Source organism: Congregibacter variabilis (assembly GCF_045689235.1).
Classification (GTDB): domain Bacteria; phylum Pseudomonadota; class Gammaproteobacteria; order Pseudomonadales; family Halieaceae; genus Congregibacter; species Congregibacter variabilis.
This window is the reverse complement of record NZ_CP136864.1, coordinates 2,908,084-2,934,878: the sequence shown is the minus strand read 5'-3', so window position 1 is coordinate 2,934,878 and position 26,795 is coordinate 2,908,084. Positions and strand designations below refer to the sequence as shown.

Genomic DNA, 26,795 nt, shown 5'->3' with positions numbered 1-26,795 from the left:
GAAGCCAAGGTGTATCGGCAATGACAGATACTCATAACGACCGCCAACATGGTGTAGATTGCGATCAAAAAATCGTGCCGGTTCTTGCCGGAGGCGGCGCTCGTCTGCCTGCACATATTGGCATCCTTGCCGCACTTGATGAACTACAAATAGGCTTTACACAAATTGTCGGCGTATCTGGCGGCAGCATCGTAGCTTCGCTGCTGGCGGGAGGTTATACGCTCCCGCAAATTCGTGACATCGCTAACGACACCGATTTCTCACAGTTTTTAGGACAGAACCTCGTTAGCCTGCTACGCACCGGCGGGCTCTCCAACGGCGATAACTTTGAGCGCTGGATGGATGACAAAATGCAGGGGCGACGCTTTTGCGATCTGGATATGGATCTCCATGTCATCGCCACCGATGTCCGCTCCGGAAAACCCGTGGTCTTCAACACCGCAGAATCACCTCAGATGCCGATATCCGAAGCTGTTCGTTACTCAATGTCGGTTCCACTGCTCTTTAGCTTCAAAAGCCTGGGAGATCAGGTTATGGCTGACGGCAGTATCCTCTCAGAAGAAGCTCTGCGACGGGACTGGTCAGGCATCGGCACACCTGTTGTCGTGTTTAAACTACGCGGAAACGGGGAACTTAAAATCAAGCATCGCAAACCACTCATCCCTTTGCGGGACTATCTTGCAATGCTCATTCACACGTTTATGACAACGCTCTCTCACGAATACATTAACGAGGCGTTTTGGCTATCTACTATTGTGGTAGACACCGGCGACGTATCGCCGGTGTCGTTTTCTCTGGGAGCGAAGGTCAAGGCAGAACTCTACCAGGCAGGGTATCGCAGCACCCTGGACTTCTTACCGATCAAGCTGGCTCAAAGCGGAAAAGCCCCTTTGTAAGTGCTCCCCACAGGCCAGGTCTTAGCCAAACAAAGACTTTGCCGCGCCCAGGAGACCGCTTGCGCCGCCAGCCATCTCAAGCAAGCTTCCGCCGCTACTGGACTTGTCCATCATCTGCGGCAATACATCTGCAAGACCACTGGTCGCGGTGCCCGCATCAGTACCAAGCTTGCCGGCAAATTCCGCGATTTTGTCGCTGCCAAAAATCGAAGTGATGCTTTCAGCCGAAATCGACTGATTCGCGCCATCGCCCAACCAGGAGCCCACGATTGCACCTAAGTCGCCACTGCTGGCCATTTTGCTGGCGATTCCCGCAAAGTCGATGTCACCGCTTGAATTTGAGAGCAAGCCACCTAAAGCAGAGGCAACTACGTTCGGGTCAATATCCATGCCCAGCTTCTGAGAGAGCAGCGATGCCCCCATTTCCATAATATCCATACGCTATCTCCAGCTGTTATTGTTGCTTGTGTAGTCAACAAGAAAGTATAGCTTGCGATCATCAACAATGCCCAACAAGGATTGCGCGCTATCGTGATCGCTATGAATTACCGCTAGAAAAACTCAAATAAAGGCGCACAGACGCCAGGTGCAAGGAACTGAACTTCATGAATTCACGACTGTTGAAAACAGCTGCTCTGTTTGGCGTTACCACGCTCCTCACCGCTTGCGCCGCAGATGATCCAAGCGTCGATAGCGCCGCTTCTGTCAGGGAAGGAGAGAACCCTTATCAGGTTCCCTTTTCTTCTCCGGCTTACCTCAAAGAACACGCTCGGTATTTAGAAGAAGAGCTTTTTCAAATCGGCGACACGCCGGTGTGGGACTACAACACCCCTAATCGCGGATTTGGCAACGTCATCATGATTGAGGGCGATGACGGCCTGATCATCATTGATACAACGACCGCCAACGAACACGCTGCAGTGGCCGAGAGCGCCTTTCGGGAGATCTCCGAAAAGCCGGTAAAGGCGGTGATCTACACGCACCACCATGCGGACCATATCAACGGTGCCGGCGCCTTCATTGATCGATCAGATGCGGAATCAGGGCAGGTAAAAGTCATCGCCACGCAAAACTTTCTGCGCGAGCTCGAAGACGAGAATCAGGTCACAGCACCCATCATGGGGGTTCGCGCCCTCTACATGTACGGTCAGCTTCTGGATCCGGTGACCGATGGTCGGGACTACCATGTCTCCTGCTGTGGCTACACTCTGGGCAGCAAGCTGGGAACCTATATACCGCCCAATCACTTTATTGACGAACGCGAAGAGTTAACGATTGCGGGCATCCGCATGGAACTGTTCCAGACCGGCGGTGAGTCAGCCAGTCATCTGGCGATCTGGTTACCAGACTATCAGGTGATGCTCACCGGAGACGAGATTCAGGGTCCCAATTATCCTAACCTTCATTCCCTGCGCGGCACCAAGCCTCGGGATGCCATCAAGTGGGTCACAGCTATTGACCGAATGCGCGCCTACGATGCCCAATATCTGGTGCCCAGCCATGGTCAACCGCTCTTTGGGCGAGAAGAAATTCAGGACATGCTCACCGTGTACCGTGATTCTATACAGTACACCCACGACCAGTCTCTGCGTCTCATTAACAAGGGCTACACCCCGGACGATCTGGCGAATGCCATCAGCTTGCCTGATTTTATGGATCGTGACCCCTGGACCCGGGAAATGTACGGGACGGTTAAACACAATGTGCGCGAGTTTTATGTGTCGTACATCAGCTGGTGGAATGGTGACCCGGCGGAGCTGGATCCTTTGCCGCGACTGGAAAAGGCCCGGCGTCTTGTGGAACTCATGGGCGGGCGCGACCGCGTGTTTGCCGAGGCCGAAAAAGCTTTTGCCGCCGAGGATGACCAGTGGGCCGCGGAGCTCACCGCGTATCTCGTGCGCATTGACCGCGAAGACATGTCGGCCCGCTATTTAAAGGCTGCCGCCCTACGGCGCATCGGCTATGCAACAGCCAACACTAACTGGCGCGGGTTCTATTTAACCTCGGCGCGAGAACTGGAGGGCTCTGTGGTTCCCCGAGATATTCTCATGGCGATGCAGAAGCAGCGCTTCAACCCATCGCAACTCTCTACAGGCCAACTTTTGAGTCTCCTGCGCTTTCGCATTGACCCACAGGCCGCCGGCGACAACGCGATCAATGTCGCTTACAAGCTCGCTGACCGGGACGAGGTTTACACCGTACAGCTGCGCAACAGCATCCTGGATATTCAACCCACGCTGCTCCCCGGCGCGGACGTAACGCTAACGCTTGATCGAGCACTCCTTGATGAGCTGTTCCTTGGGAACATCAGCTACGCCGACGCCATTGATCAGGCGCTTCTGGAGGTAGAGGGATCCAAGCTCAAGCTGCGCAGCTTCGGGCAGGCCTTTGATCGTGACCCCGGCCACCCCTATTTGAGTCTGCGCTAACGTCCAATTTCTGGCGGATGCGTATAACTCGCATGGAAAAGCCAAATACACAGCACAGTGTCACAAGCCAGATTCCCACCCTATGGGTGCTCATTGCCTACGGATCTCTGGCATTCCCTCTTGCAGGGGCATTCATTGCGCTGCAGGTCATTGTTCCGACCTACTATGCCCAGTCTCTGGGACTGAGCCTTTCTGCCATCGGCGGTATTCTTTTAGCAGCGCGACTTTGGGATCTATTTACCGATCCCGTGGTGGGATATCTCTCCGACCGAACCCCTGCCCGGTGGGGCCGTCGCAAAGCCTGGGTTGTTGGCAGCGCGCCTCTGATCGCTGCCTCCGTCTGGCTGCTGTTCAATCCACCGCTCAGTGCCGGCAACAACTTCTTATTGTTAAGCACGCTTGCAATCTATGTTGCCGGGACTATGAGCATAGTGCCTATGAACGCCTGGGGTGCCGAGCTCAGCGAGTCCTACCACCAACGCAGCCGCATCTCGGGTGTCCGGGTGATTTTTGGACTTGCAGGAACCCTGATCGCGCTCCTGCTGGTAGATAACAGCGACAGCGAGTCGCTGGCTGATTCTCTCTTTGCCATTACCATCCTTACCGTCGCTGGCCTGGCGATCAGCGTGCCCTTCGCTGCCGTCGTCGTACCCGACCAGGCGAAAGTTGATAAGCAAGGGAATTCACTGCGCGAAGCCATAAGCTTACTGAGCCGTCCCTCGCCATTTCGCCGCTTGTTGTTGGCTTTTTTGTTCAACGGTCTTGGCAATGCAATACCCGCTACGCTGTTTCTTCTCTACGTGACTCATGTACTTGAAGAACCCGCCATAGCCGGACTCATGCTTTTTGGGTACTTCGTCTGTAGCGCCTTATCGGTCCCCATATGGGTCGCACTCTCCAGACGCTGGGGTAAACACCGCAGCTGGTGCATAGCCGTCATGGGTTCCTGTGCCTTCTTTTGCATAGCCCCATTCCTTGGTAGCGGTGACGTGCTTCTTTACGGCATTGTGGTGATAGGCACGGGCTTGATGATTGGCGCTGATCTCGCATTACCTTCAGCGATTAATGGCGACCTCATTGAGTGGGATGCGCTGGAGAACAATCGTCGTCGACCCGGGTTGTTCTTCGCACTATGGGGAACAGCCTCAAAGCTGGCGTACGCCTTAGCGGTGGGGCTGATGTTCCCGGCGCTGGAGTTGGCAGGCTTCGATGCAACCATCAGCAACGCAGCTGATGATGTTCGATTACTTGCGGTCTTGTACGCGGCCCCAAGTCTCCTCTTCAAAGCAGCCGCCATTGCGATGATGTGGCGATTCCCCATCGATGAAGCAGAGCACAAACGCATTCGTGCAGCACTGGATGCCCGAGGCATCTAAAGGCTGACTTGGCGTTGCCTGACTATAGAGAGACAATCCGCTGCGACGGTTCATCGACGCTTTCGAGGTAGAAAAACCATCAACGACTGGAACGCACAGCAGTACGATAACTTTGCAACGCCTAGGCAACAGGCGGCCCATGATCTGATAGCAGCAGTGCCAGAGCGGCCCATGAACGCAATCAGCGACCTTGGTTGTGGATCAGGGCTTTCTACGCAGTTACTTGCAGACAGGTGGCCAGGAACGACTATTACAGGCATTGATCAATCCCCCGACATGCTTAAAGCTGCGGCAATAAGAGTACCGCTCGGGGTGTTTCGACAAGGCAATATCAGCAACTTTGCCGCCCATGAACCCCAGGATCTGATCTTTGCCAATGCCAGCCTGCATTGGCTAGCAGACCACCGGATATTGTTTCCAATGCTCGCCAAGCAGTTGGCGCCACAAGGGATTTTGGCTGTGCAAATGCCCAATAACCTGGAAGAAGCCAGCCATCGCCTTATGGCTGAAGTGGCTTCTCGCGCGCCTTTTGCAGAACATCTTAATGAGCTGAGCACCGAGCGGGGGGCGCTACTGAGCCCAAAGGAGTACTACGACTGTCTGGTGCCGTCCTGTGAAACCATCAGGATTTGGGAGACTCACTACCACCACGTACTGGATGGTCCCGCGGACATTCTCCATTGGTTCTCAAGCACGGGACTGAAACCCTATCTGGATATACTACCGGCAGGCAAACGCGAAGATTTTGCCAGGCAATATGTCAAAGAGCTAAGCCACCACTATCCGCTGCAAAGCGATGGCAAAGTTTTGCTTCGATTACCTCGGCTGTTCATCGTGGCCTCTAGGTCAGCGTAGGCACCATGCCCTGCTAACTGATTGGCGCTACCATCAACAACTACAAATCTAATATTCAGACAGCTTGGAAACCCACACGCTATGAGCAAGACCTATCAGGAAACACTCCGCGTTCGATTCCGCGACACCGACTCCCAAGGGCATATGTTTTTTGCCAACTACCTGGTATTCGCCGACGAGGTCGCGGGTCACTACATGCTGGAACTGGGTTTTGACTGGAGCGATCCACAGAATCTGCCCTGCTATGTGTTTACCGCCAACGCCAACTGCGACTATCTCCACGAGTGTCACTCGGGGGACGAAGTACGCGTAGAGGTTGCCTACGAGCGCATCGGTAACACCAGTGCAACCCTGGGATTTTCCATGACGCGAGTCAGCGACAACGCCGCTCTGGCCAGGGGTAGTTTCGCCCAGGTGTTTGTAGATATGGAAACGCGCAAACCCTGTCCCGTGCCAGAAACGGTGCGCGCGATGCTAAGCGGCGTGTCAATTGAGAATACCTAGTGGGCTGAGCGAAGCGCTCGTATCCCGGATGCACCGCTTTGCTTAAGCGACAGTTTTCTGGCCCGCCAAGGCGGGCTTTCGAACCTCATCAGTCTGACGCCGCAAATCTCCGGCATTCATCTTAAAACGGAATCAGCGTGTAGCCTTCTTGCTGCAAGCGAACATGTGCGGTCATAGCGGACAGCGACATGGTCACTGTAGGGCTGAACTCCTCCGGCGCCATACCCCGAAAAGCAGCGGTCTGACTGCACAGGTAGATAGGCACGTTTGCAGCGCTCAGCTCTTTTAGCAAATCTGAGTTGGGATTAGCTTCGTTGAAACGCGCCTCATAAGCCTCATCAGTTAAAAGATCCTTAGCCGCCTTGCCGTGAACAATCAATGCGAACTCAATGTTGTCTGCGGGAATACCGTTTCTGGCATGCATGTTAAGAAAACGTGCCGCCGACACCAGATGCCGATTCTGATCTCCGGGAAAATCCGGGGTCGTGTACATGTCCATAGAGACTTTGTAATGCACATCAGGATTAAGGTTGTAGGAACCCGGGGGGGGTGCCATGACAGGTCCGAAACTGGGCACCACTGGACCAAGTTCCGGCTCCGCCGCAAAGGCTGCATTGAAAGTTAGCGTTGCCGCTGCAAAGGCTGTAACAACAGCCGCATTTTTTAAGGAATACTGCATCAAAAGCTCCTGATTAACTCAACTGTGCACAACATCAACTTCAATTGTTTGCAGGGCCACCTCGGCGACTGGTAAGAGCCACCATAGACTACGTACAATTGACTTCAGCAAGGAGTATCTGCGATGTATCTGTCGAACACCAGTGCGTACCGCCTCTCAATGATCACGCTTTTGGTTCTGATCACGCTCTGCGTCTGCGGTGCAAAAGTCGCCGCAGAGGACATTGCCCTGAGTGATCAACAACCCACTTTGTCAGCGCGCCTGGTGCGCAGCGACAGCTGGCCTCAGGGCGACGTGGCGGTAATTCTTCATGGAACGCTGTCGCATCGTGACACCGAAATCATTCAGTCGCTGGAGTCACTTCTGGGCGACGAGGGAGTCAGCACGCTGGCGATTAATCTGAGCCTTGGCGTGGAAGACCGAAAACAGGCACTACCTTGCGATGGCCCTCACCGGCACCGTGAAAGCGACGCCAGCATTGAACTTGCCCGCTGGTCTGCCTGGCTTACCACTCAGGGCGTACGCGAGTTCACGGCAATCGGACATTCTCGGGGCGCAAATCAAATCGCGCGTTATGTGCTCGACACAGCCGACCCGCTAGCCGCTCGCCTGATCCTCATAGCACCGCCGCAGTGGTCCTCACAAAAGACTCAGGACGCCTACAGGGATCGCCACGGAAAACCCCTCACCACACTCCTTGCCCAAGCCCAGGAACAATCCGCCAACGAGAGAGGCGACGCCCTCCTCCCCGGTAACCTTGGCCTGCTGTATTGCCAAAACACTCGCGCCACGGCCGCGAGCTTCCTGTCCTACTACAGCGACGACCCTTTAAGAGATACGCCCACGCTTATCGCGGGCATCTCGCGACCTGTTCTGGTTATTGCGGGGAGCGAGGATGAAGTAGCGTCGGGGCTTCCCACGGCCATAGCCGAGCGTGCGCCGAGAGCTTTAGTCGAGGAGATTGACGGCGCCGATCATTTTTTTCGCGATCTCTATGCCGATGAATTAGTTGAGATCGCGATAGACTTCATGCACGACGAATAATCGAAGTACTGGGAGTGCGTATGTTTACCTTCACGGGATTTGAGTTTCATCGCCGATGTTTCGGACAAGCGCTTGCGGTCCTGTTGCTGTGCCTCTTGGGCGCGCAAGCACCCGCACAAACTCTGCCCACGCCCCAGGTGATTGGATCATCCTGGGTCTATAGCACTCCCGGGATCTATCACAATGTTCGAGCGGATCTCGTACAGGCTATCGAAGATGAAGGTTTGGTGATTTCTTACACCGCACACTTGGCCAGCATGTTGCGCCGAACGGCTAATGCCACCGGTGCAACTACGCAGGTTTATGACAACGCCGAATCCCTGCTATTTTGCAGTTCAGAGCTGACCTATGAGTTAACGCTACACAACCCCCACAACATCACACTCTGCCCGTATAGCATTTCGATCTACTCGCTCAAAGCCGACCCCGAAAACGTGCTCCTGAGCATACGTGCACCCGAGTTAGAGCAGGCAGACTATGCCGCCGTGCACCAGTTACTGGAGCAGATTATTGCCGCGACACTGACCTGGTAGCTGAAGACTTCCGGCCAGGATAAAGCCTCCGGGGGCTTTTTAGGCAAGACCGCCGCGATAATCAGCAATCCCGGGGTTTGAGGCAACATTCATCAGCGTAGGTGATTCAAGACGCTCAATGCGCACGGTCTTCTCTGATCTAAGATGTCGCGCAACCACCTCCCAAACCGGCTCTCCGGTGGATTGCGAACCCACAGTCGCCCAGCCAGCAACCTTGTAAGAAGCACTGTCCTGCATACGCTTTCCGTTGGCGAGAGTCATATCGGATACCCGAGAGCCCATGGCCGCCAGAGGGTCGAGTCGATAGTTAAAACCGCCGGTGCGCACCATATCGCCGCCCTGCTGGTAATAGGGGTCAGCGTTAAAGAGATTGTCAGCCACGCTCTCAAGAACCGTTCGCAACTCTCCACCCGTCATCTGCCGAACATAGGTCTCGGGGTAGGTCATGCAGGTCTGGTCGAGCAATCGATCCATAGTGATAGCTTCGCCGGGCATCACCGTGGTACCCCAGCGGAAGCCAGGCGACAGCGCTATCTGCGCATCCAACTCCTGACGCATGGCATCGACGATTAACTGATCAAAACTGCCGTTAAAGTTGCCGCGGCGATACAGCAATGAATCCGCTACGGCCAACTCCTCGTCCAGCACTTCCCGGTATGGTGCCCGCACCGCATCAATGTGAGCCTGCATTGCAGCGTTAGGCGCAAGCAGATTAGAAAATACCGGTAACAATCGATACCGGTAATCACTCACGCCGTTGGCACCGAACTCCAAATCCAGTACTGCGACGAACTTGCCGTTGCTTCCCGCATTGGTGACGATGGTCTTGCCGCCGCTGTTTTCGACCTCCATAGGCCGGGGCACTCCATCATGGGTATGTCCGCCCAAGATAAAATCAATGCCCGATACGCGACTTGCGAGCTTCAGGTCCACATCCATACCGTTATGCGAGAGCAAAATAACCGCGTCCGGCTTTTCTTCTGCGCGAATAGTCGCTACGAGCTGGCTCAGCTCCTCATCGCGAATTCCAAAGGTCCAGTTCGGAATAAATCGCTTGGGGTTGGCGATGGGCGTGTAGGGAAACGCCTGACCAATAACCGCAACTCTATGCCCCTTGAGCTCGCGTATGGTGTAAGGCTTGAACACATGACCCGTATCCTCGTCGTAAACAGGGACACCATCAAACAACGCATCCTCGGTCGCATAGGTATTGTGCGCGAGGAATTCGCCATTGAATGCTTTGATATTCTCGAGAATTTCTTCCTCGTGATAAGTGAACTCCCAGTGCCCGGTCATGATGTCGACACCCAGAAGATTCGTGGCTTCGACCATATCTCGACCGCGGGTCCACAGCGCCGTGCCCGAACCCTGCCAGGTATCACCACCATCAAGCAAAAGACTGCTTCCGTCGGGCACTGCGCCGCGCAACTGATCAATCAGTGTTTTGATGTGGGCAAAGCCACCTACGCGACCAAACTTTTCGGCTGCCTGAACAAAATCCAAGTAGGTGAAAGCATGCGCGTCACGCGCCGAAATATTGCCCAACTCCTTGAGAAGATTGCGCCCTACCACGTGGGGCCAACGCCCGAGAGCCTCACCCAGCCCTATGTTGACGTTAGGCTCACGGAAATAGATCGGCTGTAACTGCGCATGACAATCGGTCATATGCAGAATTCGGGCACTGCCAAAGGACTCCAGATCGTACAGGGCCCGAGCGCTGGCTCCAACGCTGCCAACGTAGGCTCCCGTACCGGCAATTGCAGCACCTTGCAGCAGCAGCTGGATAAACTCTCGACGATTCACGAGCAACTCCTCACTGGGTTAAAGACCGGCGCGTCGCCTTAGCGACCGACGACGCGCGCCTGCCAGGCGTTTTTTTCGTCCCGGGCTTGCTTGAGCGATTGTTCCGCGGTGAGCAGGGCACGATCGGCCAGCGCCTGCGCGCGATCTTCGTCACCTGCAGCCATGGCCTCACGCGCTTCGTCTATTAGCGGCTGTGTGACGGACCAACCGTGCTCCTGGGCCAAGGCTTGCTCGTAGATTGCGCTCGCACGCTCCAGCGTTTCTGCGGGGCCAGCAAAGGCTGCGGCGGCGCTCAGCGAAAGCGACAGTAAAAGACTTTTCTTGATCACTGTTTTCATCATTATTCTCAGCTCTTTTTTAAACCGACCTTTTACTTACTTCCGCGATGCGGGCCCGTTTAGCTCCATGCCGTTACTCATGTAGGTCAGGAAATATTCGAGGTTTCTGTAGGACTCACTCTGAGCCTCCAGAGGAACCGCCCGCACCTGAGAATTGCATTCAATAAACCGCTTGTGCAATGGACCCACCTCTTTCCACTTGAGGCGATACACCGGCCAATGCGTGGTGTGGCCCAACGATGCACTCAAGCGCTCAGCTCGCAATGCATTACCCGCCATGGTGACGTGGCAGCTGCTACAAGCAAAATTGAGCTGCCCTCTGCGCGTGTAAAAGAACTCCTTCCCGTCTTCGTAAGCTGCCTGCGCGCGAGGATCATCAGGCACGTCTATCGCAACATGCTCACCTCGGGACTCATAGGCAATAAACGCCATAAGAGAGCTCATTTCTGGCCCAAGATAATCCCAAGGCTCATCCCCGGCAGACTCCCGGCAGCTGTTAATACGCTGCTCGAGGGTCTCAACCTGGCCACTTACCGCATCAAACCGTGGGTAATGGTGTTTGATAGCAGGAGCCGCATCACCCAGACATTCTGCGTAACTGCTGCCATCTGCCAGAGCCTCGCCGTACAGATCAGCACCGTCATCAATGGCGATTTCGTAGGGCGGAAAGTCCTCCATCTCCAACCACTGATCGCGCTTGTCGGCGTCCAGAGCGTAAGCGCCATCGATATGGGCATCCAGTTCAACACTTGGAAATCGTTGTTCGTAGAAAGCCCGAAGCGCGCTGCGGTCCTCCTCAGGACCGGCGACAGCCGCGGCACAGACAGTGAAAATAAATGCCGGGTAAATCCGATGAATCAGTGTGCGCAGCATGGGTAACATCCTCATTGACTTACAGGGTCAGATCACCGGATGAGGTGTTGCCAAGGTTGTCTTCCCAGCTGACCTCAATTACATCACCTTGCTTGGCATTGGCAACAACAAAGCCCAGATAGGGATCCTTGGATACGGAAGCGCCCCAATCAGCCGTCATAAACACTTCACCATTTTTTGTGCAGGTGACTGTCTCGATGTAATGCGCAGGAATTTTGTTGCCATCAAGATCTTTGCGCACGCCGGTCTCCATGGGATGCGGCATGAGGCACTTGATCGAAGCAGTGTCACCTTTGAGGCGACCACGAATTTTGATGGGTTTTACGTCCATGATTTATTCTCCGTTGAGTGCTCGTTTAACCGCCGCATCCGCCAAGGGTTACCTTGACGTTCTTGGTGGATACATAGAGTGCATCGGCAGTTTCTATCACTGCACGCACGTCGGAGCTCTCGCCCATTTTGATTCGCGTCTTAAACTCAGGCACTGAACCGGGCATAAAGTGAAACCTCGCCGAAAGCGGATTGGGGTTTGCATCCACCAACAGCGAGATTGATTTAACGCCTTCCATCTCGGTGCTTACCGTCACGGGGACAATGGACCCATCCTCGGCGATATCCGGGACTTTGAATTCAAAGCTGTCGTCCACGGTCATGGGCTTATCGCCAAACAAGGCTTTTAGTGCCTCATCGGTGTTAACTGCCGCAAAGGCTTTATCGTTACGGGCAAAAACCCTCAATGGCACCGCAGCGAGTGCGGCAAATGCCAGCACTGCCTGGGCAAAGCGGCGTCTTGTTAATGTTCCCTGCATGGGAGACTCCTATGTCTTGTGTTTATAGTGAATGAATGTAGTCGACCACGAGCTCAAGCTCGCGCGGCGTAAGAATGCCGTGAGTACCATAGGGCGGCATCACGGTATTGGGATTTCGAACACGCGGATCGGCAATTTGCGCCTTCAACACCTCGCGGTCCGGAAAACGCATTTGCATCTGCATCAACGGCGGCCCTCCGTTGCCAGTCATTTCGGCGCCGTCAGCCATATGGCAGGAATAGCAGTTGCCGCGATTGCGGTCAGCCGCAATCTCTCGCCCCTCGGCAATTGCCGGAGACTCGGCAGCCTGCGTGGTGATCGCTGCCAAAGTCAGGGCCAGCATCGACAGGGTTCGAATCGGACGTATTTGCTGTGCGTTCATGGGCAAGTTCCTCATTGACTCTGCTCAACAATATAGTCCACAGCCAGGATTACCTCACTGTCGGGCAGATTCACGAAGCCGCCCTTGGGGGGCATGATGCCGTCTTCGCCAGAATATCCCTCAATAGCATGTCGGTATAAAACGTCCATGCCCTGCTCAATGCGCGCAGACCATGTGCCGGTGTCGCCGAGCATGGGCGCACCGCCAATACCGCCTGCATGGCAAAGAGCGCAGTGACGCTCGTAGACGCCGCCACCAGTCACCGTGCTCACAATGCCGTCGTCTTGCGCTTCGCCTTCGCTGTACAGGGCATCGGGGCCACCCTCGGGCACATACGCGGCAGCTTCAGAGGCAACCTCGACTGTGGCCGGGTCTTTACATCGCTTCATGCAACGCTTGTTGCGGGTATCGGGACGCTGATCAGGAATAAAGTTGTCTTCATTGGGCAGATGGACATCGGTCAGGTTGTCCCGCGTCAGCACAAAGTCGTAGTCCACGATGTCATTGAGATGCAGCACATAGGCGGTAATCGCGTAGACCTCATCATCACTCAGAGACTCGGGCTGCGTGAATGGCATTGCCCGGTGAATGTAATCCCAAAGCGTACTCGTGTATCGCCAATAACTACCCACGGTTTTTTTGGGCCGCGGATCAGTGAGGCTGCCATCCCCACCGGCTAGCGCCGGATAACCGCCCACGCTTTCGCCAAAAGAACCGTGGCAGAGCGCGCATTTTTCTTCGTAAAGCTCCTCACCGTCCTCTACGGAACCTTCTCCGGGCGGCAAACCTTGTCCATCGGGACGTACGTCAATATCCCAGCCGGCAATTTGCTCGGCAGTGGCTGGGCTACCGTAGCCAAACCGCGCTTTTTCTGCAGCCAAGAGTGCAGGAGCAGTAAAAATGCTGGCACCCAGAGCGGCAGCAATCAGATAGTTATGCAAGTTGGGCATTGACCACACTCCCATCGCCGTTGAGTTTCCAGGTATGGATGGCATTCTTGTGATAGATCGATGAGGACCCTCGAGCGTCACGAAGTTGGCTGTAAGTCGGCTGTACATAGCCGGTCTCATCTACGGCACGACTTTGCAGGAGCGCGGGATTGCCGTTCCAGTCCCATTCGACACCAAAGCGCGTCAAAGCTCGCGGCTCCACCACGCTGGTAAAGCGCGCCTCGCGCCAGCTCACACCACCGTCAAAGGACACATCCACGTGCTTGATGCGCCCACGGCCGGACCATGCGAGACCCTCTACCCAAAGCTTGCCGGGCTTAGTCAGCGGCTTCTCGGGACAGGGGTTAGTCAGGACCGAGTTGGCCTCCTGAACAAAAGTGAACTCCCGCGCTTTTCCGCTGGGCAATAAATCCGTGTATTTGGAGGTCTCTTCCCTGTGGTACCACGGTTTATCACCAATCTCTAAACGTCGCAGCCACTTCACACAGGTGTTGCCTTCCCAGCCGGGGTTAATCAGGCGGACCGGGTAGCCTTGCTCCGGACGCAAGGCTTCACCATTTTGTGCGTACACAATAAGAGCGTCGTCCATGGCTTTTTCCATGGGGATACTTCGGCTCATGTGTGAGCCATCACTGCCTTCGGCGAGAATCCACTTGGCGCCTTTCTGTACGCCGCATTCCTGCAAGAGCGTAGACAGGAGCACACCGGTCCATTCGCAACAAGAGAGCATGCCGTGGGAGAACTGCAAGCGATCCATCTGTGCGGCGCGCCACTCCATGCCACCGTTGGCTGGACACTCCAGAAATCGAATCATGCTCACCGATGGAAAGCGCATGAGATCTTCCATGCTGAAGATCAGCGGACGATCCACCATGCCGTGAATCATCAATCGATGCTGATTGGGATCCACTTCGGGTAGGCCAGCGTGATAGCGCTCAAAGACCACGCCGCTGGGGGTAATAATGCCTTTGAGATCTGCCAGGGGCGTGAAACTCACCGAGGCAATCTTATCAGCGGTGAGCCACTCTACGGTGCGCCGCTGCAAACCGGCTTCGTGGGGAGAAGGCATACCATACGGATTGGTATTGACGGCAGAACCAAGACTCTTGGTCCACGATGGAATGCCCGGGGGCATGCCCTGCGCCACGACACCAGAGGCCGCACTCGCCAGTCCCGCGCCGCCAAGCAGTGCCAGACCATTTTTTAGAAAATGTCTTCTCTCGGTGCCGTTCAGTTTTTCGCCCGACTCGGCGACGGAACGGACCAGTTGATCCAACTGCTGTTGTTTTTGCATTATGGCTTCCTTCTTATTAGTTGCTGCAAGCCAGACAGTAGTAGACTAAGCATCGCTACACATGTGTTAATATATTATAAATTTCTCATATAACAACCCCCCCGGAATGTTATGGACCTAGAAAAAATGCACAGCTCTGCCGCCAATGTCAGTGATTTGCTGAAGTTATTGGGGCATCCGGACAGACTTATGGTTCTCTGTCAGCTAAAGATCGGCGAGCAATCCGTAGGTGAACTTTGCCGTAACCTTGGCGTAAAGCAGTCGCCACTGTCCCAACATCTGGCACGCATGCGGCACGAAGGTGTGGTCACCAGTCGTCGCGATGCACAGACTATGTATTACTCCATCACCGACAAAAAAATCGCTCAGGTTATTGGCGTACTTTACGATTTGTACTGTGTAGATGAAGAGGAAGCACCGCTACCAGACGCGATTTCGAGTCTCTCCTAAAGCGCTGCAGCGACAAATCCAAGGCTGTAGGGATTCAAATCAAGCATAAATATTCGTTTACACGAAGGTAAAATCACAATATCTTAATATTCGAATGTAGCGGGATGCCAATAGCATCAGCGCTGCCCGGGACAATAACGATAAAACATAGAAGGAACGAGTAATGCGAGCAAATACCCTATTTGCGGGTGGCGCCATCGCGACCGCGCTTTTAATTTCCGGCAACGCCGCCGCCACTAATGGTTACTTTACCCATGGCATCGGAACCCACAATAAAGCCCAGGCAGGATCGGGCACAGCCTCACCTGAGCAGTCTATTGATGCTGCCAACAACATTGCCTCGGGCGTACTTGTCGGTGATCGACTTGACATGGGTATTGCCATTTTCTCACCCCGGCGCAGTTACGACGCTACTGATAGCCAGATAAACGGCCAATTCGGTGCCTTCACCATCAACGCCGACAATGTTGAGAGCGGCAGCGAATACTTCCCCATACCGTATATTGGCAAGAGCTGGGCTTTGGAGAACGATCGGGCGATAAGTCTGTTGTTCTATGGCCGCGGGGGCATGAACACGGACTACACAGACGGCAGCGCGACTTTTGATCCTGACGGTCCAGGACCCGCTCCGGTAATGACTCTGCCCGGCACCTTTGGCACGGGCAATACCGGTGTGAACCTCAACCAGGCGTTTTTGGAGCTCGGTTACAGCTTTAAAGCCGGCGACTTTGCCTTTGGCATCGGACCGGTCATCGCCATGCAAACCTTTGAAATCGAGGGTGTTTCTGCGTTTGGCGGGTTCACGAAAACCTTCGCAGCAAGCGGTGGCACGCAGCCACCCACGGGCCTTAGCAACAACGGCACGGATTACTCACTGGGCTACGGACTCAAGGTCGGTGCGATCTGGAATGCTACCGACACGCTGGACTTTGCCGTCTCTTACCAGTCGCGCATGGAGATGCAGGAGTTTGACGACTACTCCGATCTCTTTGCCCAAAAGGGCTCTTTTGATATTCCAGCCGTTGGCCGCGTTGGCGTCAGCTGGCAAGCGACGGAGCGCCTGAAACTGCACTTTGACATCGAGCACGCGCAATACGGCGAGATTGAATCCATCGCTACGCCACTGCAGCGTATTTTTGACTGCCCCACTGCCGGGCAAGGCGGCACCAACGTCGAGGCCTGCTTTGGCGGTAATCAGGGCGCGGGCTTTGGCTGGAGTGACGTCACAACGTACAAAATTGGTGGCAGCTATATCCGCGGAGACTCTCCGTTTACCTATCGCTTTGGCTACAACTACAGTGAGCAGCCCATCGATGAGTCGGCCGTGGTGCTGAATATCCTGGCACCGGCGACTGTCGAGCAGCACTTCACCTTTGGTGTGTCGCGCAAGAACGCCAAAGGCAATGAGTTTAGCGTCGCGTTTATGTATGCCCCGGAAAACTCCGTGACAGGGCCTAACGCATTTGACCCCACGCAAAACATCGAGCTGACCATGGATCAATTCGAGATTGAGTTTTCCTGGAGCTGGTAAAGAGCGAAGTCACTTAATCGGTACGTCAACCCCGGGAAAGGGGTTTAGCGTGCCGCATTGATTAAGAATTAAGAACGCACTTCATCCTTATGTGCACAAGCTCTATGACTGATCCGAGGGGCGAGGTACGCCCCCTCGGAATGTCATTCGGCATTAACCCTCGTGGTTATGATGATCGTCGTTTTTCTCATCCATGTGATGGTGGTCATGCTCATTCGCGTGGCCGTCATCACCATGATGATGCTCGTGCTCAGTTCCGTGCCCATCGGCGTCGTGATGATGTTCGTGATCGTTCGCATGGCCGTCATCACCGTGATGATGCTCATGTTCACTGCCGTGGCTATCGTCGTGGTGATGCTCATGCTCACTAACATGCTTTGGGGTCGCTTCGGCCTCGCCCTCGGCATGGTGATCCGCAAGCGCAGGGGTAACACTGAGCGATGCAAGCAGTGCGAAGGCTGATACAGGGAGCATAAGCTTAGGTAGTTTTTTCATCGTAGCTTCTCATTTTCTCTTTTACTGAATTGGAGCGCGGTAAACGTGGTCCACCCGTCGGCCCGCCGTACTTGCAGGCGAACACTGTCAGTATTGTATTACAAAATGAGTGTCAAACTAAATAGACAGGCGTGCAGGTTCCGGTGCGCCGTATCACTGAAAGAGCTTTTCTTCCATCTGCCTGAACAGTCGCCCAGCATTTTTCCGGGCTAGCTCATCAAAGGTATCAAGCGACTCATAGGCAGACTGGTCAATTTCATAGGCATCGCTGAGTCCCCCGTCGTCATCAAGAATCACCTCGATTTCGTCCCGCAGGAACTGCAAATAGCCCTGGGTGAAGTAGCGCAGGGTTTCGATATCCGTGGGATGTCCATGCCCGGGAATCACCACCACCGGATTCAAACTGGCCATGACATCAAAAGAGTCTATCCAGGCATCGACATCCGAATCCGGAAAAATACCCAGCAAGCGCTCATGAAAAGCAATATCACCGGCGATGAGGATCCGCTGCTTGGGCAGCCACACCGACAGGTCACCGGGCGAATGGGCTGCCCCAAAACGACGCAGCTCGATGGGCTCACTCGCAAGCTCAAGCACGTAGTGATCATCAACAGCGACATCAGGGACTACAACCCGCGCATCGGTAACCACAGGGCCCATGCGAGCGCGCATTTGCGACAGGGAGGCCTCTCCATGTGCCTTGATCTCTTCGATAGCCTCGCGCTGAGCAATGATCGTGACGCCAAGATCAGACCAATAGCTGTTGCCTAAAAAGGCATGACCCTGACCGTTTTCGTTGATTACATAGCGCACCGGTTTGTCCGTGCGCTCTTCAATGGCGCGATGTAGCGCCGCAGCAAGCAGGACGTTATCGCCCCCGTTCACAACCACTACTCCGCCTTCGGTGATGACAAACGAGAGGTTGTTGTTGTGTCCGAAATTATCCCGCGATGGCGCTGCGGTGGCGCCTATGGCCGAAAACACATTCTCGCTCACCTGAGTGATGTTCAGTGCCGGCAGCTCCGATGCATCGGCAGCACTCCATGCCCCCAGGAGCCCCGCGAACAGGACAAACACCAGCGAAGTCATCCATCTGTAGCTAATCGTATTCATAAATATATAATTTACTTAATATTTAAACTTGCTAATATACACCTGCGCTTCAGCACTAACTATAAATAGGGACAGCGTTGTGAATAAAGACTTCATCATTTCCTGGAAAGCGGCCGGAATTTCTCTGGGCCTGCTGCTAATAATTGCAACCGCTCTGGTTAAGCCCCTGGGTGTATCAACACAGTTTGTCGTTACCGACGGTATGGTGGCCCACAAGGTCGCTCCAGAATTTGCCGAATCCAACACCTACCTCGCCAAATACGGTGAGCAGGATGACTGGGGAGTTGGCTACGGCTGGATGCTCGTATTCGGCATGATCGTCGGAGGCGGGGTAACAGCGCAATTGCTGCGACGTCGCCAGCCTGATGCAGACAAGGGGTCCATCCCCGAACTCTGGCAGAACGCCTTTGGTCCCTCTCATGTAAAACGCTATCTGGCGTCATTTTTTGGCGGTGTGCTTCTACTGTTCGGGGCAAGGCTCGCCGGTGGCTGCACCAGCGGGCACATGATTAGCGGGATCTCCCAGCTGGCACTCAGTTCATTTATTTTTGGTGTCATCACTTTTGTATCAGCAATTCTGATGGCCAAATTCCTGTATCGCGGGAGAGTGTAATGAGCACTTTAATCATCGGATTTCTGATTGGCTGCGCCTTTGGGGCGATTTTGTATCTTGGCGGCGCAACGAGCTATCGCCGTATTCTGGGAACGCTACTGCTCAAAGATATGTGGATCATCAAACTGATGATGACGGCTATCGGCGTGGGATCATTGGGCATCTATCTGCTTGATATGGGTGGCCTGGCAAATATGTCGGTTAAACCTGCCTACCTCTGGGGTATTGCTATCGGAGCCGCCATCTTTGGCATTGGCTGGGCAGTCGCTGGCTACTGCCCGGGAACCTGTGTTGTTGGTAGCGCTGAGGGCAAAAAAGACGCAATTTTCACTCTGCTGGGAGCCCTGGTCGGCGCCTTCCTGTTTTCTATGGCGTTTCCTTTCCTGGAGTCCACGCTTATCAAGCCGGCTAATTTTGGTGCTGTAACGCTTGAGTCGCTCCTGGGTATCAACGGCATCTACATCGCCCTGCCCTTTAGCCTTGCACTACTCTTTGTCGCCTTTTTTGTTCTCAAAGATCGCTACGACTAGAAATAGGGAAGGGGCGCGTACCTGCGCGTTCCTTTCCATCGCTCCCCGATCACAGTAGGCTTGCCCGCTACTCTATTTAGCAGGCCTTTGTCGCGCATGGATCAATCCGTTCTCTACACCATGGCCGCCGTGCTGGTACTCGGCGTCGGCGCACAATGGTTGGCCTGGCGACTAAAGCTACCGTCAATTCTGCCCCTGCTGGCACTGGGCATCCTTGCTGGACCGGCAACCGGCCTCCTCAATCCAGACGAAATGTTCGGGCCGATCCTCTTTCCGATGGTGTCCCTGGGTGTCGCTCTGGTGCTTTTTGAAGGTGGAATGACGCTTCGATTTCGCGATATTCGCGGACATGGCGCCGTAGTTACCAACCTGGTTAGCTGGGGCGCAGTGCTCAACTGGCTCCTTATTGCAGCTGGAGCGCACTATCTTGCGGGGCTCTCCGGCGACATCGCCATGCTCTTCGCTGCCTTGATGATCGTGACCGGACCTACTGTGATCAACCCTCTCCTTCGCACCATGCGCGCAGAAAACAGCGTGAGTCAGGTGCTCCGCTGGGAGGGGATCCTCATAGATCCGGTAGGTGCTCTGTTGGCCGTACTGGTATTTCAATACCTGCTCACCGGTCAGAACTCGCTCATGCTGTTTGCGGAAAGCATTGGCGCGGGCACCTTTATGGGCCTTGCAGGTGCCTGGAGTCTGGGCATAGTCCTTCGACGGCATTGGGTACCCGAATACTTACTCAATGTGCTTACCCTTGCCTGGGTGGTCATGGTGTTCGCCGGCAGCGATGCCCTTGCTCACGAATCGGGACTCTTGGCTGTGACCATCATGGGCATCTTACTGGGAAATATGCGTGACGTTGCGGTAAGCGAAATACTCAGCTTTAAAGAGAGCCTCTCCGTCCTGATTATCTCCGTATTGTTTGTGGTTCTTGGCGCCCGAGTGGATCCGGCCGAGATAATCGCCACGGGCTGGCAGGGCGTCATTATTCTGCTGGTGATCCTCGCAGCTCGACCAATCATCGTCTGGTTGTCTACCATCCGCAGTGGCTACCGCTGGCAGCAAAAAGCATTGATCTCCTGGGTTGCACCCCGGGGCATCGTCGCTGCCGCCGTGTCATCACTGTTTGCGATTCGCCTCGAGGAATCCGGGCATGAAGGTGCATCGACACTGGTCGCACTTACCTTCCTGGTGATTCTGGCTACGGTACTGTTGCAAAGCCTCAGCGCCCGCCGGGTAACCAAAGCACTGGGACTTGCCGAGGCAGAGCCCAATGGCGTGTTGTTTGTCGGTGCTAACAGCGTCGCCCGAGCCATGGCCAAGGCGCTGCAGGACCAGGGCTACCGTGTGAAATTGGCGGATACGTCCTACGAAGAAATTCGCGCCGCCCGCATGGCAGGACTGGAGGTCTATTACGGAGATCCCATCTCGTCCCATGCGGACCAGTATTTAGAGCTATCGGGCATAGGACGATTGTTTGCGGTGAGCCGCCGCTCGCGCTGGAACACCCTGGCCTGCATGAAGTTTCGCAGCGAGTTTGGCCCCCAAAGGGTTTTTAGTCTTCGCAACAGTGAAGACCGCAAAGACACCGATCGCTCGCGCATTGCTGACGAATATGCGCCGCCGCGCCTCTTCACAGCTGATCTCACTTTCGAGAAGATCGCCAGCCTGCTCGCTGGTGGCGCAGAAATCAAAACCATCCGACTAGGCGAAGATTTCAGTCTCGAGGACTACAAGCGGGAGACTGGCGCCAAATTGATTCCACTTTTAAGCCTGGGTGAGAAACAAAAACTGCGTGTGATTGACGACCCGGAAGCACTGAGCAAACAAAGCGGCACTCAACGCATCATCGCATTGGTGTGGAAAAACAACGATGACAGCGCCAAAGAGAAGCCATCCGAGAGTAAGTAAACGCTTCACCTTGTCACAATGCCTGTGTTCAGGGGATTGTTTGCAGACGGTGATTGCAGTAGCGTAAGGGGAACCTACTACGGGTAGGAAGACATGCAAGCGATCCTCAAGTTGGACCTGGCAGGACAGCCTCGCGGTTGGCTGTCACTGCACGAAGCAATATCAGCCTATGCCCGGGGCGACGTTGTCTACGGTATAGGAGACGTATTACCTCCGGTGTTCGGGGGCGTCCAACGACTTTCCGGAAAACGCTCGCGTATCGATCTACAGCCTATTGTTGCGCTCCAGGGTCGTATCGTTCAGAGCTTCACTCCGCCACTTTGCAACCGCACGCTATTTCGTCGCGATGATCATCGCTGCCTGTACTGCGGCACACAGCACGGTCGTTCGGAGCTGACCCGCGATCACGTGATGCCTGTGTCCCGCGGTGGCAATGATCGCTGGGAGAACGTGGTCGCCGCCTGCAAGCGGTGCAACTGGCAAAAAGACAATCTCACTCCAGAAGAAGCCGGCATGCCATTACTGGCCGTACCCTTTCGGCCCAACACCTATGAATGGCACTACCTCGCCAAAGATCGGGTCCTGGCAGACCAAATGGACTATCTGTCAAAACAGTTTCGAGCACACCGCGACTGGGCCAACTGATCAGCCGCGGTAATATCGCTGGGGCACCAAGGGCATTTTGCACACCACCACCGGCAACGCTTTACCACGCACATCAACACCCAGTTCGGTGTCCAGCGCCGCGTAGCTACTCTCTACGAAAGCCATGGCAATAGGCGCATCCACAGTGGCTGCGTATGCCCCGGAGGTAATCACACCCACCACATCACCGTCGCCGTTGAGAACACTCTGCCCCTCGCGCACGGGACGCTTTCCCAGTACACGAATGCCCACACGCGTTCGCGCGGTCCCTTCGCTCAACTCTCGAGCTACACGCTCTGCCCCGGGGTACCCCCCAGCTCGCTCGCCACCGGGACGACGAGGCTTGCTGATAGACCAATTCAATTTCGCTTCTATGGGGCTTATCGTGGGAGATAGTTCGTGACCGTAGAGACACAAACCCGACTCCAGACGCAGCGAGTCACGAGCTCCCAGGCCCACTGGCGCTGTGGCTTCATGGCTTAGCAGCTTTCGCGCTAAGGCTTCGGTATGCTCACCTGCTGTCGACAGCTCATAGCCGTCCTCGCCGGTATATCCCGAGCAAGTGACATAGATGGGCATGCCATCGAGCTCGCAATGCGCACCCTGTAGAAACCTAAGCTCCGCGGTTTCTGGCACCAAGCTACTCAACACTTCTCGAGCCCGGGGACCCTGCAAGGCAAGCAGCCCCTGGCCATCAAGCTCTCGCAAGCTTTGGCCGGCGCTCAGCTTGGACTCTATCCATGCGCGGTCATCTACTTTGCAAGAAGCATTAACCACCAAAAAGAAGGTATCTGCGCTCCAGCGAGTGATGATCAGATCGTCGCGTACCCCGCCCTCGTCGTTGGTCAGCAGCGCATAGCTCTGGCGATGCTCACCCAATGCTTGCAGATCAACGGGCACCAGCGATTCCAGGGTCTCGGTGATTCCCGGACCCTCAAGAACAAATTGCCCCATATGCGACACATCAAACAAACCCGCCTGCTCTCGCGTGTGCCGGTGCTCGGCGATGATGCCGTTGCTGTACTGCACCGGCATGTCATAGCCGGCAAAGGGCACCATACGGGCACCCAGCTCTCGGTGTAATGCATCCAGGGGGGTGTGTTTGAGACTCATTCCAATGCTTCCAATACAAATCTGAGGGGCGGAACTTTAGCATGCACGCGCAGGGCATTGAGCGTTCGCCAGAAGTGGGGATAATGCACGCACATGAAAAGGAAGCATCATGAGTAATATCCGCACACAGTTTCGCACCATCAGCCTTATTGGAATGCCGGGCGTGGGCAAGAGCACTGTGGGTGTCATCCTCGCAAAACTCATTGGCCTTGAATTTACCGATACCGATCTGTCTATTCAGGCCCGGGAAGGTAGAACTCTGCAAGACATCGTCGACAGCGACGGGTATCTGCGTCTGCGCAGCATCGAAGAGTCAGTGCTGCTTGGCGAGCATATTCAAGGACGCGTACTGGCAACCGGCGGTAGCGTGATCTATAGCGAAGCAATCATGGATCGATTGCGTGCGGCAGGACCTGTGGTTTATCTCCGTGCTGACGTGACAACGCTGAAGCAACGCGTTTCCGCTAACCCCGAACGAGGTATCGCCAGTGGTGCTGATCAAAGCTTTGAAGACATCTATAACGAGCGAACACCGCTATACGACAAATTCGCTTCGCACACCGTCGATGCTGTTGCCGGCAGCGCAGATGCCATTGCGGCGCTGATCGTACAAGAACTCTATTCCTGAGTTAGGGGTATCAGCAAGCGCACCGGCGAACGCGTTCGCGACACACCAGGTTACGCATCACCCCGCCAAGCACAGAGCGCAAGCGCGCAGCGAATAGACCAAAAACCCCGTATTTACCGATATTTAGTACTCTTTTTAGCGGTTTCCCTACGCTGGCATAAGCCTTGCAATCAACATATAGCGACCAACTTTGGCCGCATGACGAGACTCCCGGACACGCGGTCTATGGGCCTGGCACAGGGATGTGTAGCGTGAATTCAAGGATGAAGCCCGGGATTGCTCGTCAACTTTTCGACAAAATTCCCATTTATTGATCGTAATTTTTCATATAAATCATGGGGATCCACCGATTGACTCCCTCCGAGGGCTGCCGGATATTGGCGCTGTGGATGGCCCGTAATCATCAGGAGGTGGTTTGTGGGAGATCGCAATCAAGAATCAACACCAGACAGTCTGGACGACTTGTTCGAACCTGTGATCGGAGAGTTCTCGGACGAGGCCTATGAAGGCCTGAGTGCGGAGTCTTCGCAGAAGCACCAGTTGGCAGAAAAGCGCCGGCGTGCCGAGCAGAGAATCGAGGAGCTTCGGCTCCGCGAAGAACTGGGCGATTACGACCTGGAGTTTGACGACTACTGAGCTAGCGCCTGGCGCTATGAATGGTATTCGTTTCCCCGTTCTGCGGTACTTACGCGCGGCTTAGAGACACTGTCGCAAAAATATCTCTACGCTGCAGAATGCTGCGGCTGCAGATCCTGTGTTTCGCGCTGCCAGTCAAATACGTTCAGCTCGATAAAGATAAACGCGAACAGCCATAGGCATGCGTCGTAAAAATCCAGGAACTTGCCCTCAAAGCCCCAGTACACTGCGGCAATAAACAAGGTGCTATACAGGCAATATTTGAGGTATCGCGTGCCATCGACAATCGCATCGGTGAGACTGCCGCGTAGCTGCAATCGCACCTCTATCTCGAGCACCACAACCACCAGTATCCAGGCCGCCGCGTTGATCACGTCAGTCCACGCCAGATACCGGGACAAGTCCAGAGTGTCCGCATCCGCCACAATTTTGAACTCATTGAGGCGCAAAGCGGAGTCAGCAACCTTCAAGCAGTTCTGGGCATCCAAAGGCGCATATTCGTCCAAACGTAATAGCAAAGACCAGCCCTCGCTGAGCTGCGCGCAACCATTGAAGGCGTCTATTACAGTCACCTTGTAAAGCGTAATGAGCTCAGCGCAGTAACCGGTAAACGCCCAGACAATCGCCGCGCCACAAATCAGACGAATACCGTGGAGTGCAATCTTTACGAGTCCGCGGATCTTTTCATCATCAAGCACCGAGGTTTCCAGCTCAAACAACAACAGCAATACCACCCAGGCAGTGGTATCCAGCGTCGCCGCAAACACCTGCACGTACTGTCCCAGAGACATGGGCCCCGTGAAGGTGTACTCAAGAGATCCCGACTCTTCCTGAAGGAAGAAGTACACATTGCCCAGCAGTAGAATGTAGGTGATGTACTTTACGGCGACAAAAAGTCGTCCGCGAAAGCCATGACCAAAGAAACCCGCGTTCAAAAGGTTACACCTGCAAGAGCAAGTGCTCTCGCTCCCAGGAACTGATCACGCGGTTAAATTCCTCAAACTCGTCCAGCTTCACCGCCGCGTACGCACGCAGGAACAAGTCGCCGAACAAGTCGCACAGTGCCGGCGTACTGCCAAGATTACGCAATCCTTCCTCCAGGGTCCTCGCAACCTCAACGCTATCCTCGTTGGCCGTGCCCTGGTGCGGTGCTGAGGGCGTGAGATTTTCCTGCATGCCCAGCAGACCACTAGCCAGGGTTGCAGCAATGGCGAGGTAGGGATTCGCGTCAGCACCCGGAAAGCGATTCTCGACACGAGTCGCCGCGAGTTCGCTTTGAGGCACACGAAAAGCACAGGTGCGATTATCCAAACCCCAATTGAGATTGATCGGCGCCGAGATATCGGGCGCCAGCCGTCGATAAGAGTTCACATTCGGCGCGTAGAGACTGATCAACTCCGGTGTATAGCGCTGAAGACCAGCGATATAACTCAAAAAAGCGGGCGAATGTTCACCGTCGGCAGTAACAAAAATATTGTTCCCTGATGCATCGAGCAGGCTCTGGTGAATGTGCATGGCACTGCCCGGCTCATCCTTCATGGGCTTGGCCATAAAGGTCGCGTACATTTTGTATTTATGCGCGGTCTCTCGAACGGTGCGCTTAAAAACAAACACCTGATCGGCCAGCGATAGCGGGTCACCGTGACGAAAATTGATCTCCATCTGTGCGGCGCCGTTCTCATGGATCAGTGTGTCGACATCCAGTTTCTGGGCATCCGCATAGTCATACATGTCTTCGACAAAATCTTCGAACTCGGCGACGGCGTCAATGCTGTAAGACAATCGTGCCGTTTCGCGTCGGCCACTACGTCCCACAGGAGGCACGAGCTCATTGTCGGCGTCCTCATTTCGGGCCACCAGATAAAACTCCATCTCCGGTGCGATCACAGGCGTGAGGCCAGCTTGTTCGTAGGCCGCAAGCACTTTTCGAAGCACTGTCCGAGACGCAAGCGGATGTAGTTCTCCGGCCTGGGTATAACAGTCATGAATAATCTGCGCAGTAGGTTCCCGAGCCCAGGGCACCAGACGCATGGTGGATGCATCTGGGCGTAGCAGCATGTCCGTGTCGGTAGGCTCCACGAAGTCCCAGTGCTCATCGCTGTACTCGCCCGTCACGGTTTGCACCAAAATACTCTCTGGCAGCCGGGGATCTCCGTGGGAAATAAATTGATGCGCGGGGATAAACTTACCCCTGGCATTGCCCGTCATATCCGGCACAAGGCATTCGATTTCGGAGATTTGCTGCTGCTTCAGCCAGTCTGTGATGGTCTTGCTGTTCGTTGTCATGCGATGCTTCCTAGGATTTCGCCCAAAGAGTATCGCAGCAGGCCCTCGGGCCTCGCAATACCCATAAAGGCTAGTGTAA

Annotated in this window: 30 protein-coding genes; 16 read left to right on the top strand and 14 right to left on the bottom strand. The window is 54.8% G+C overall.

Annotated features, from left to right (window positions below):
• Positions 1-20 precede the first annotated feature (20 nt).
• Positions 21-896: a patatin-like phospholipase family protein gene (locus tag R0135_RS13070; RefSeq protein ID WP_407347301.1), complete on the top strand. Its 876-nt coding sequence runs from the start codon at positions 21-23 to the stop codon at positions 894-896.
• Positions 897-917: 21 nt separating this feature from the next.
• Here R0135_RS13070 and R0135_RS13065 read toward each other — a convergent pair whose 3' ends face one another.
• Entirely contained in the window at positions 918-1,334 is a 417-nt protein-coding gene (locus tag R0135_RS13065) for a YidB family protein (RefSeq protein ID WP_407347300.1), read from the bottom strand.
• Positions 1,335-1,501: 167 nt separating this feature from the next.
• Between R0135_RS13065 and R0135_RS13060 the strand changes: the two genes are divergently transcribed.
• From R0135_RS13060 to R0135_RS13045, 4 genes are all read left to right on the top strand, one after another.
• A complete protein-coding gene (locus tag R0135_RS13060) occupies positions 1,502-3,325 on the top strand; it encodes an alkyl sulfatase dimerization domain-containing protein (protein WP_407347299.1) in 1,824 nt (607 codons plus the stop codon).
• A gap of 32 nt (positions 3,326-3,357) precedes the next feature.
• Positions 3,358-4,701 carry an MFS transporter gene (locus tag R0135_RS13055; protein ID WP_407347298.1) on the top strand — a complete coding sequence of 448 codons (1,344 nt, stop codon included), beginning with the start codon at positions 3,358-3,360 and terminating at the stop codon, positions 4,699-4,701.
• A gap of 18 nt (positions 4,702-4,719) precedes the next feature.
• The gene (tam, locus tag R0135_RS13050) at positions 4,720-5,556 is read left to right on the top strand and encodes a trans-aconitate 2-methyltransferase (protein ID WP_407349922.1); all 837 of its coding nucleotides are present in this window, start codon (positions 4,720-4,722) and stop codon (positions 5,554-5,556) included.
• An 81-nt stretch (positions 5,557-5,637) separates the two neighbouring features.
• Positions 5,638-6,060, top strand: a complete 423-nt coding sequence (locus tag R0135_RS13045; protein ID WP_407347297.1) for an acyl-CoA thioesterase — start codon at positions 5,638-5,640, stop codon at positions 6,058-6,060.
• Between the two features lie 121 nt (positions 6,061-6,181).
• Here R0135_RS13045 and R0135_RS13040 read toward each other — a convergent pair whose 3' ends face one another.
• Complete coding sequence (locus R0135_RS13040) at positions 6,182-6,739, bottom strand: DsrE family protein (RefSeq protein WP_407347296.1); 558 nt, start codon at positions 6,737-6,739, stop codon at positions 6,182-6,184.
• 123 nt (positions 6,740-6,862) lie between these two features.
• Here R0135_RS13040 and R0135_RS13035 point away from each other — a divergent pair, with 123 nt between their 5' ends.
• On the top strand, positions 6,863-7,783 hold the full coding sequence (locus tag R0135_RS13035; protein WP_407347295.1) for an alpha/beta hydrolase: 921 nt from the start codon (positions 6,863-6,865) through the stop codon (positions 7,781-7,783).
• A 20-nt stretch (positions 7,784-7,803) separates the two neighbouring features.
• Positions 7,804-8,316: a hypothetical protein gene (locus R0135_RS13030; RefSeq protein ID WP_407347294.1), complete on the top strand. Its 513-nt coding sequence runs from the start codon at positions 7,804-7,806 to the stop codon at positions 8,314-8,316.
• Positions 8,317-8,355: 39 nt separating this feature from the next.
• Here the strand turns inward: R0135_RS13030 and soxB are convergent, their stop codons facing one another.
• The 8 genes from soxB to soxC are packed head-to-tail and all read right to left on the bottom strand — an operon-like array spanning position 8,356 to position 14,765.
• On the bottom strand, positions 8,356-10,119 hold the full coding sequence (gene soxB, locus R0135_RS13025; RefSeq protein WP_407347293.1) for a thiosulfohydrolase SoxB: 1,764 nt from the start codon (positions 10,117-10,119) through the stop codon (positions 8,356-8,358).
• Between the two features lie 38 nt (positions 10,120-10,157).
• Positions 10,158-10,460, bottom strand: coding sequence for a hypothetical protein (locus R0135_RS13020; protein WP_407347292.1), 303 nt, complete (start codon positions 10,458-10,460; stop codon positions 10,158-10,160).
• A 33-nt stretch (positions 10,461-10,493) separates the two neighbouring features.
• Complete coding sequence (gene soxA / locus R0135_RS13015; protein ID WP_407347291.1) at positions 10,494-11,330, bottom strand: sulfur oxidation c-type cytochrome SoxA; 837 nt, start codon at positions 11,328-11,330, stop codon at positions 10,494-10,496.
• 19 nt (positions 11,331-11,349) lie between these two features.
• The gene (soxZ, locus tag R0135_RS13010; RefSeq protein ID WP_407347290.1) at positions 11,350-11,661 is read right to left on the bottom strand and encodes a thiosulfate oxidation carrier complex protein SoxZ; all 312 of its coding nucleotides are present in this window, start codon (positions 11,659-11,661) and stop codon (positions 11,350-11,352) included.
• Positions 11,662-11,686: 25 nt separating this feature from the next.
• Positions 11,687-12,139 (bottom strand): thiosulfate oxidation carrier protein SoxY, encoded by a 453-nt coding sequence (soxY, locus tag R0135_RS13005; RefSeq protein WP_407347289.1) that lies wholly within the window; start codon positions 12,137-12,139, stop codon positions 11,687-11,689.
• 22 nt (positions 12,140-12,161) lie between these two features.
• Positions 12,162-12,521: a sulfur oxidation c-type cytochrome SoxX gene (gene soxX / locus R0135_RS13000; RefSeq protein WP_407347288.1), complete on the bottom strand. Its 360-nt coding sequence runs from the start codon at positions 12,519-12,521 to the stop codon at positions 12,162-12,164.
• 11 nt (positions 12,522-12,532) lie between these two features.
• Positions 12,533-13,471 carry a c-type cytochrome gene (locus R0135_RS12995; RefSeq protein WP_407347287.1) on the bottom strand — a complete coding sequence of 313 codons (939 nt, stop codon included), beginning with the start codon at positions 13,469-13,471 and terminating at the stop codon, positions 12,533-12,535.
• On the bottom strand, positions 13,455-14,765 hold the full coding sequence (soxC, locus tag R0135_RS12990; RefSeq protein ID WP_407347286.1) for a sulfite dehydrogenase: 1,311 nt from the start codon (positions 14,763-14,765) through the stop codon (positions 13,455-13,457). The genes R0135_RS12995 and soxC overlap by 17 nt, the downstream gene beginning before the upstream one ends.
• Positions 14,766-14,876: 111 nt before the next feature.
• On the opposite strand from soxC, the gene R0135_RS12985 reads away from it, so the two are divergent.
• The 3 genes from R0135_RS12985 to R0135_RS12975 all read left to right on the top strand — a co-directional run bounded on the left by R0135_RS12985 (position 14,877) and on the right by R0135_RS12975 (position 17,208).
• A complete protein-coding gene (locus R0135_RS12985; RefSeq protein WP_407347285.1) occupies positions 14,877-15,215 on the top strand; it encodes an ArsR/SmtB family transcription factor in 339 nt (112 codons plus the stop codon).
• Between the two features lie 163 nt (positions 15,216-15,378).
• Positions 15,379-16,746 (top strand): OmpP1/FadL family transporter, encoded by a 1,368-nt coding sequence (locus R0135_RS12980; protein WP_407347284.1) that lies wholly within the window; start codon positions 15,379-15,381, stop codon positions 16,744-16,746.
• 168 nt (positions 16,747-16,914) lie between these two features.
• Positions 16,915-17,208: a hypothetical protein gene (locus R0135_RS12975; protein WP_407347283.1), complete on the top strand. Its 294-nt coding sequence runs from the start codon at positions 16,915-16,917 to the stop codon at positions 17,206-17,208.
• 186 nt (positions 17,209-17,394) lie between these two features.
• On the opposite strand, the gene R0135_RS12970 is transcribed toward R0135_RS12975, so the two are convergent.
• Entirely contained in the window at positions 17,395-18,354 is a 960-nt protein-coding gene (locus tag R0135_RS12970; RefSeq protein WP_407347282.1) for an MBL fold metallo-hydrolase, read from the bottom strand.
• Positions 18,355-18,433: 79 nt separating this feature from the next.
• On the opposite strand from R0135_RS12970, the gene R0135_RS12965 reads away from it, so the two are divergent.
• The 4 genes from R0135_RS12965 to R0135_RS12950 all read left to right on the top strand — a co-directional run bounded on the left by R0135_RS12965 (position 18,434) and on the right by R0135_RS12950 (position 22,053).
• A complete protein-coding gene (locus R0135_RS12965) occupies positions 18,434-18,967 on the top strand; it encodes a YeeE/YedE thiosulfate transporter family protein (RefSeq protein WP_407347281.1) in 534 nt (177 codons plus the stop codon).
• Positions 18,967-19,497: a DUF6691 family protein gene (locus R0135_RS12960; RefSeq protein WP_407347280.1), complete on the top strand. Its 531-nt coding sequence runs from the start codon at positions 18,967-18,969 to the stop codon at positions 19,495-19,497. The genes R0135_RS12965 and R0135_RS12960 overlap by 1 nt, the downstream gene beginning before the upstream one ends.
• Positions 19,498-19,593: 96 nt before the next feature.
• Positions 19,594-21,408, top strand: a complete 1,815-nt coding sequence (locus R0135_RS12955; protein WP_407347279.1) for a cation:proton antiporter — start codon at positions 19,594-19,596, stop codon at positions 21,406-21,408.
• A gap of 93 nt (positions 21,409-21,501) precedes the next feature.
• Positions 21,502-22,053: an HNH endonuclease gene (locus R0135_RS12950; protein ID WP_407347278.1), complete on the top strand. Its 552-nt coding sequence runs from the start codon at positions 21,502-21,504 to the stop codon at positions 22,051-22,053.
• Here R0135_RS12950 and gcvT read toward each other — a convergent pair whose 3' ends face one another.
• Positions 22,054-23,166, bottom strand: a complete 1,113-nt coding sequence (gene gcvT, locus R0135_RS12945) for a glycine cleavage system aminomethyltransferase GcvT (RefSeq protein WP_407347277.1) — start codon at positions 23,164-23,166, stop codon at positions 22,054-22,056.
• Between the two features lie 109 nt (positions 23,167-23,275).
• Between gcvT and R0135_RS12940 the strand changes: the two genes are divergently transcribed.
• Complete coding sequence (locus R0135_RS12940; protein ID WP_407347276.1) at positions 23,276-23,794, top strand: shikimate kinase; 519 nt, start codon at positions 23,276-23,278, stop codon at positions 23,792-23,794.
• A 417-nt stretch (positions 23,795-24,211) separates the two neighbouring features.
• The gene (locus R0135_RS12935; RefSeq protein WP_407347275.1) at positions 24,212-24,430 is read left to right on the top strand and encodes a PA3496 family putative envelope integrity protein; all 219 of its coding nucleotides are present in this window, start codon (positions 24,212-24,214) and stop codon (positions 24,428-24,430) included.
• A gap of 86 nt (positions 24,431-24,516) precedes the next feature.
• Here the strand turns inward: R0135_RS12935 and R0135_RS12930 are convergent, their stop codons facing one another.
• Both R0135_RS12930 and R0135_RS12925 read right to left on the bottom strand, forming a co-directional pair.
• On the bottom strand, positions 24,517-25,365 hold the full coding sequence (locus tag R0135_RS12930) for a hypothetical protein (protein WP_407347274.1): 849 nt from the start codon (positions 25,363-25,365) through the stop codon (positions 24,517-24,519).
• 4 nt (positions 25,366-25,369) lie between these two features.
• Entirely contained in the window at positions 25,370-26,716 is a 1,347-nt protein-coding gene (locus R0135_RS12925; protein WP_407347273.1) for a glutamine synthetase family protein, read from the bottom strand.
• Between the last annotated feature and the right edge of the window lie 79 nt (positions 26,717-26,795).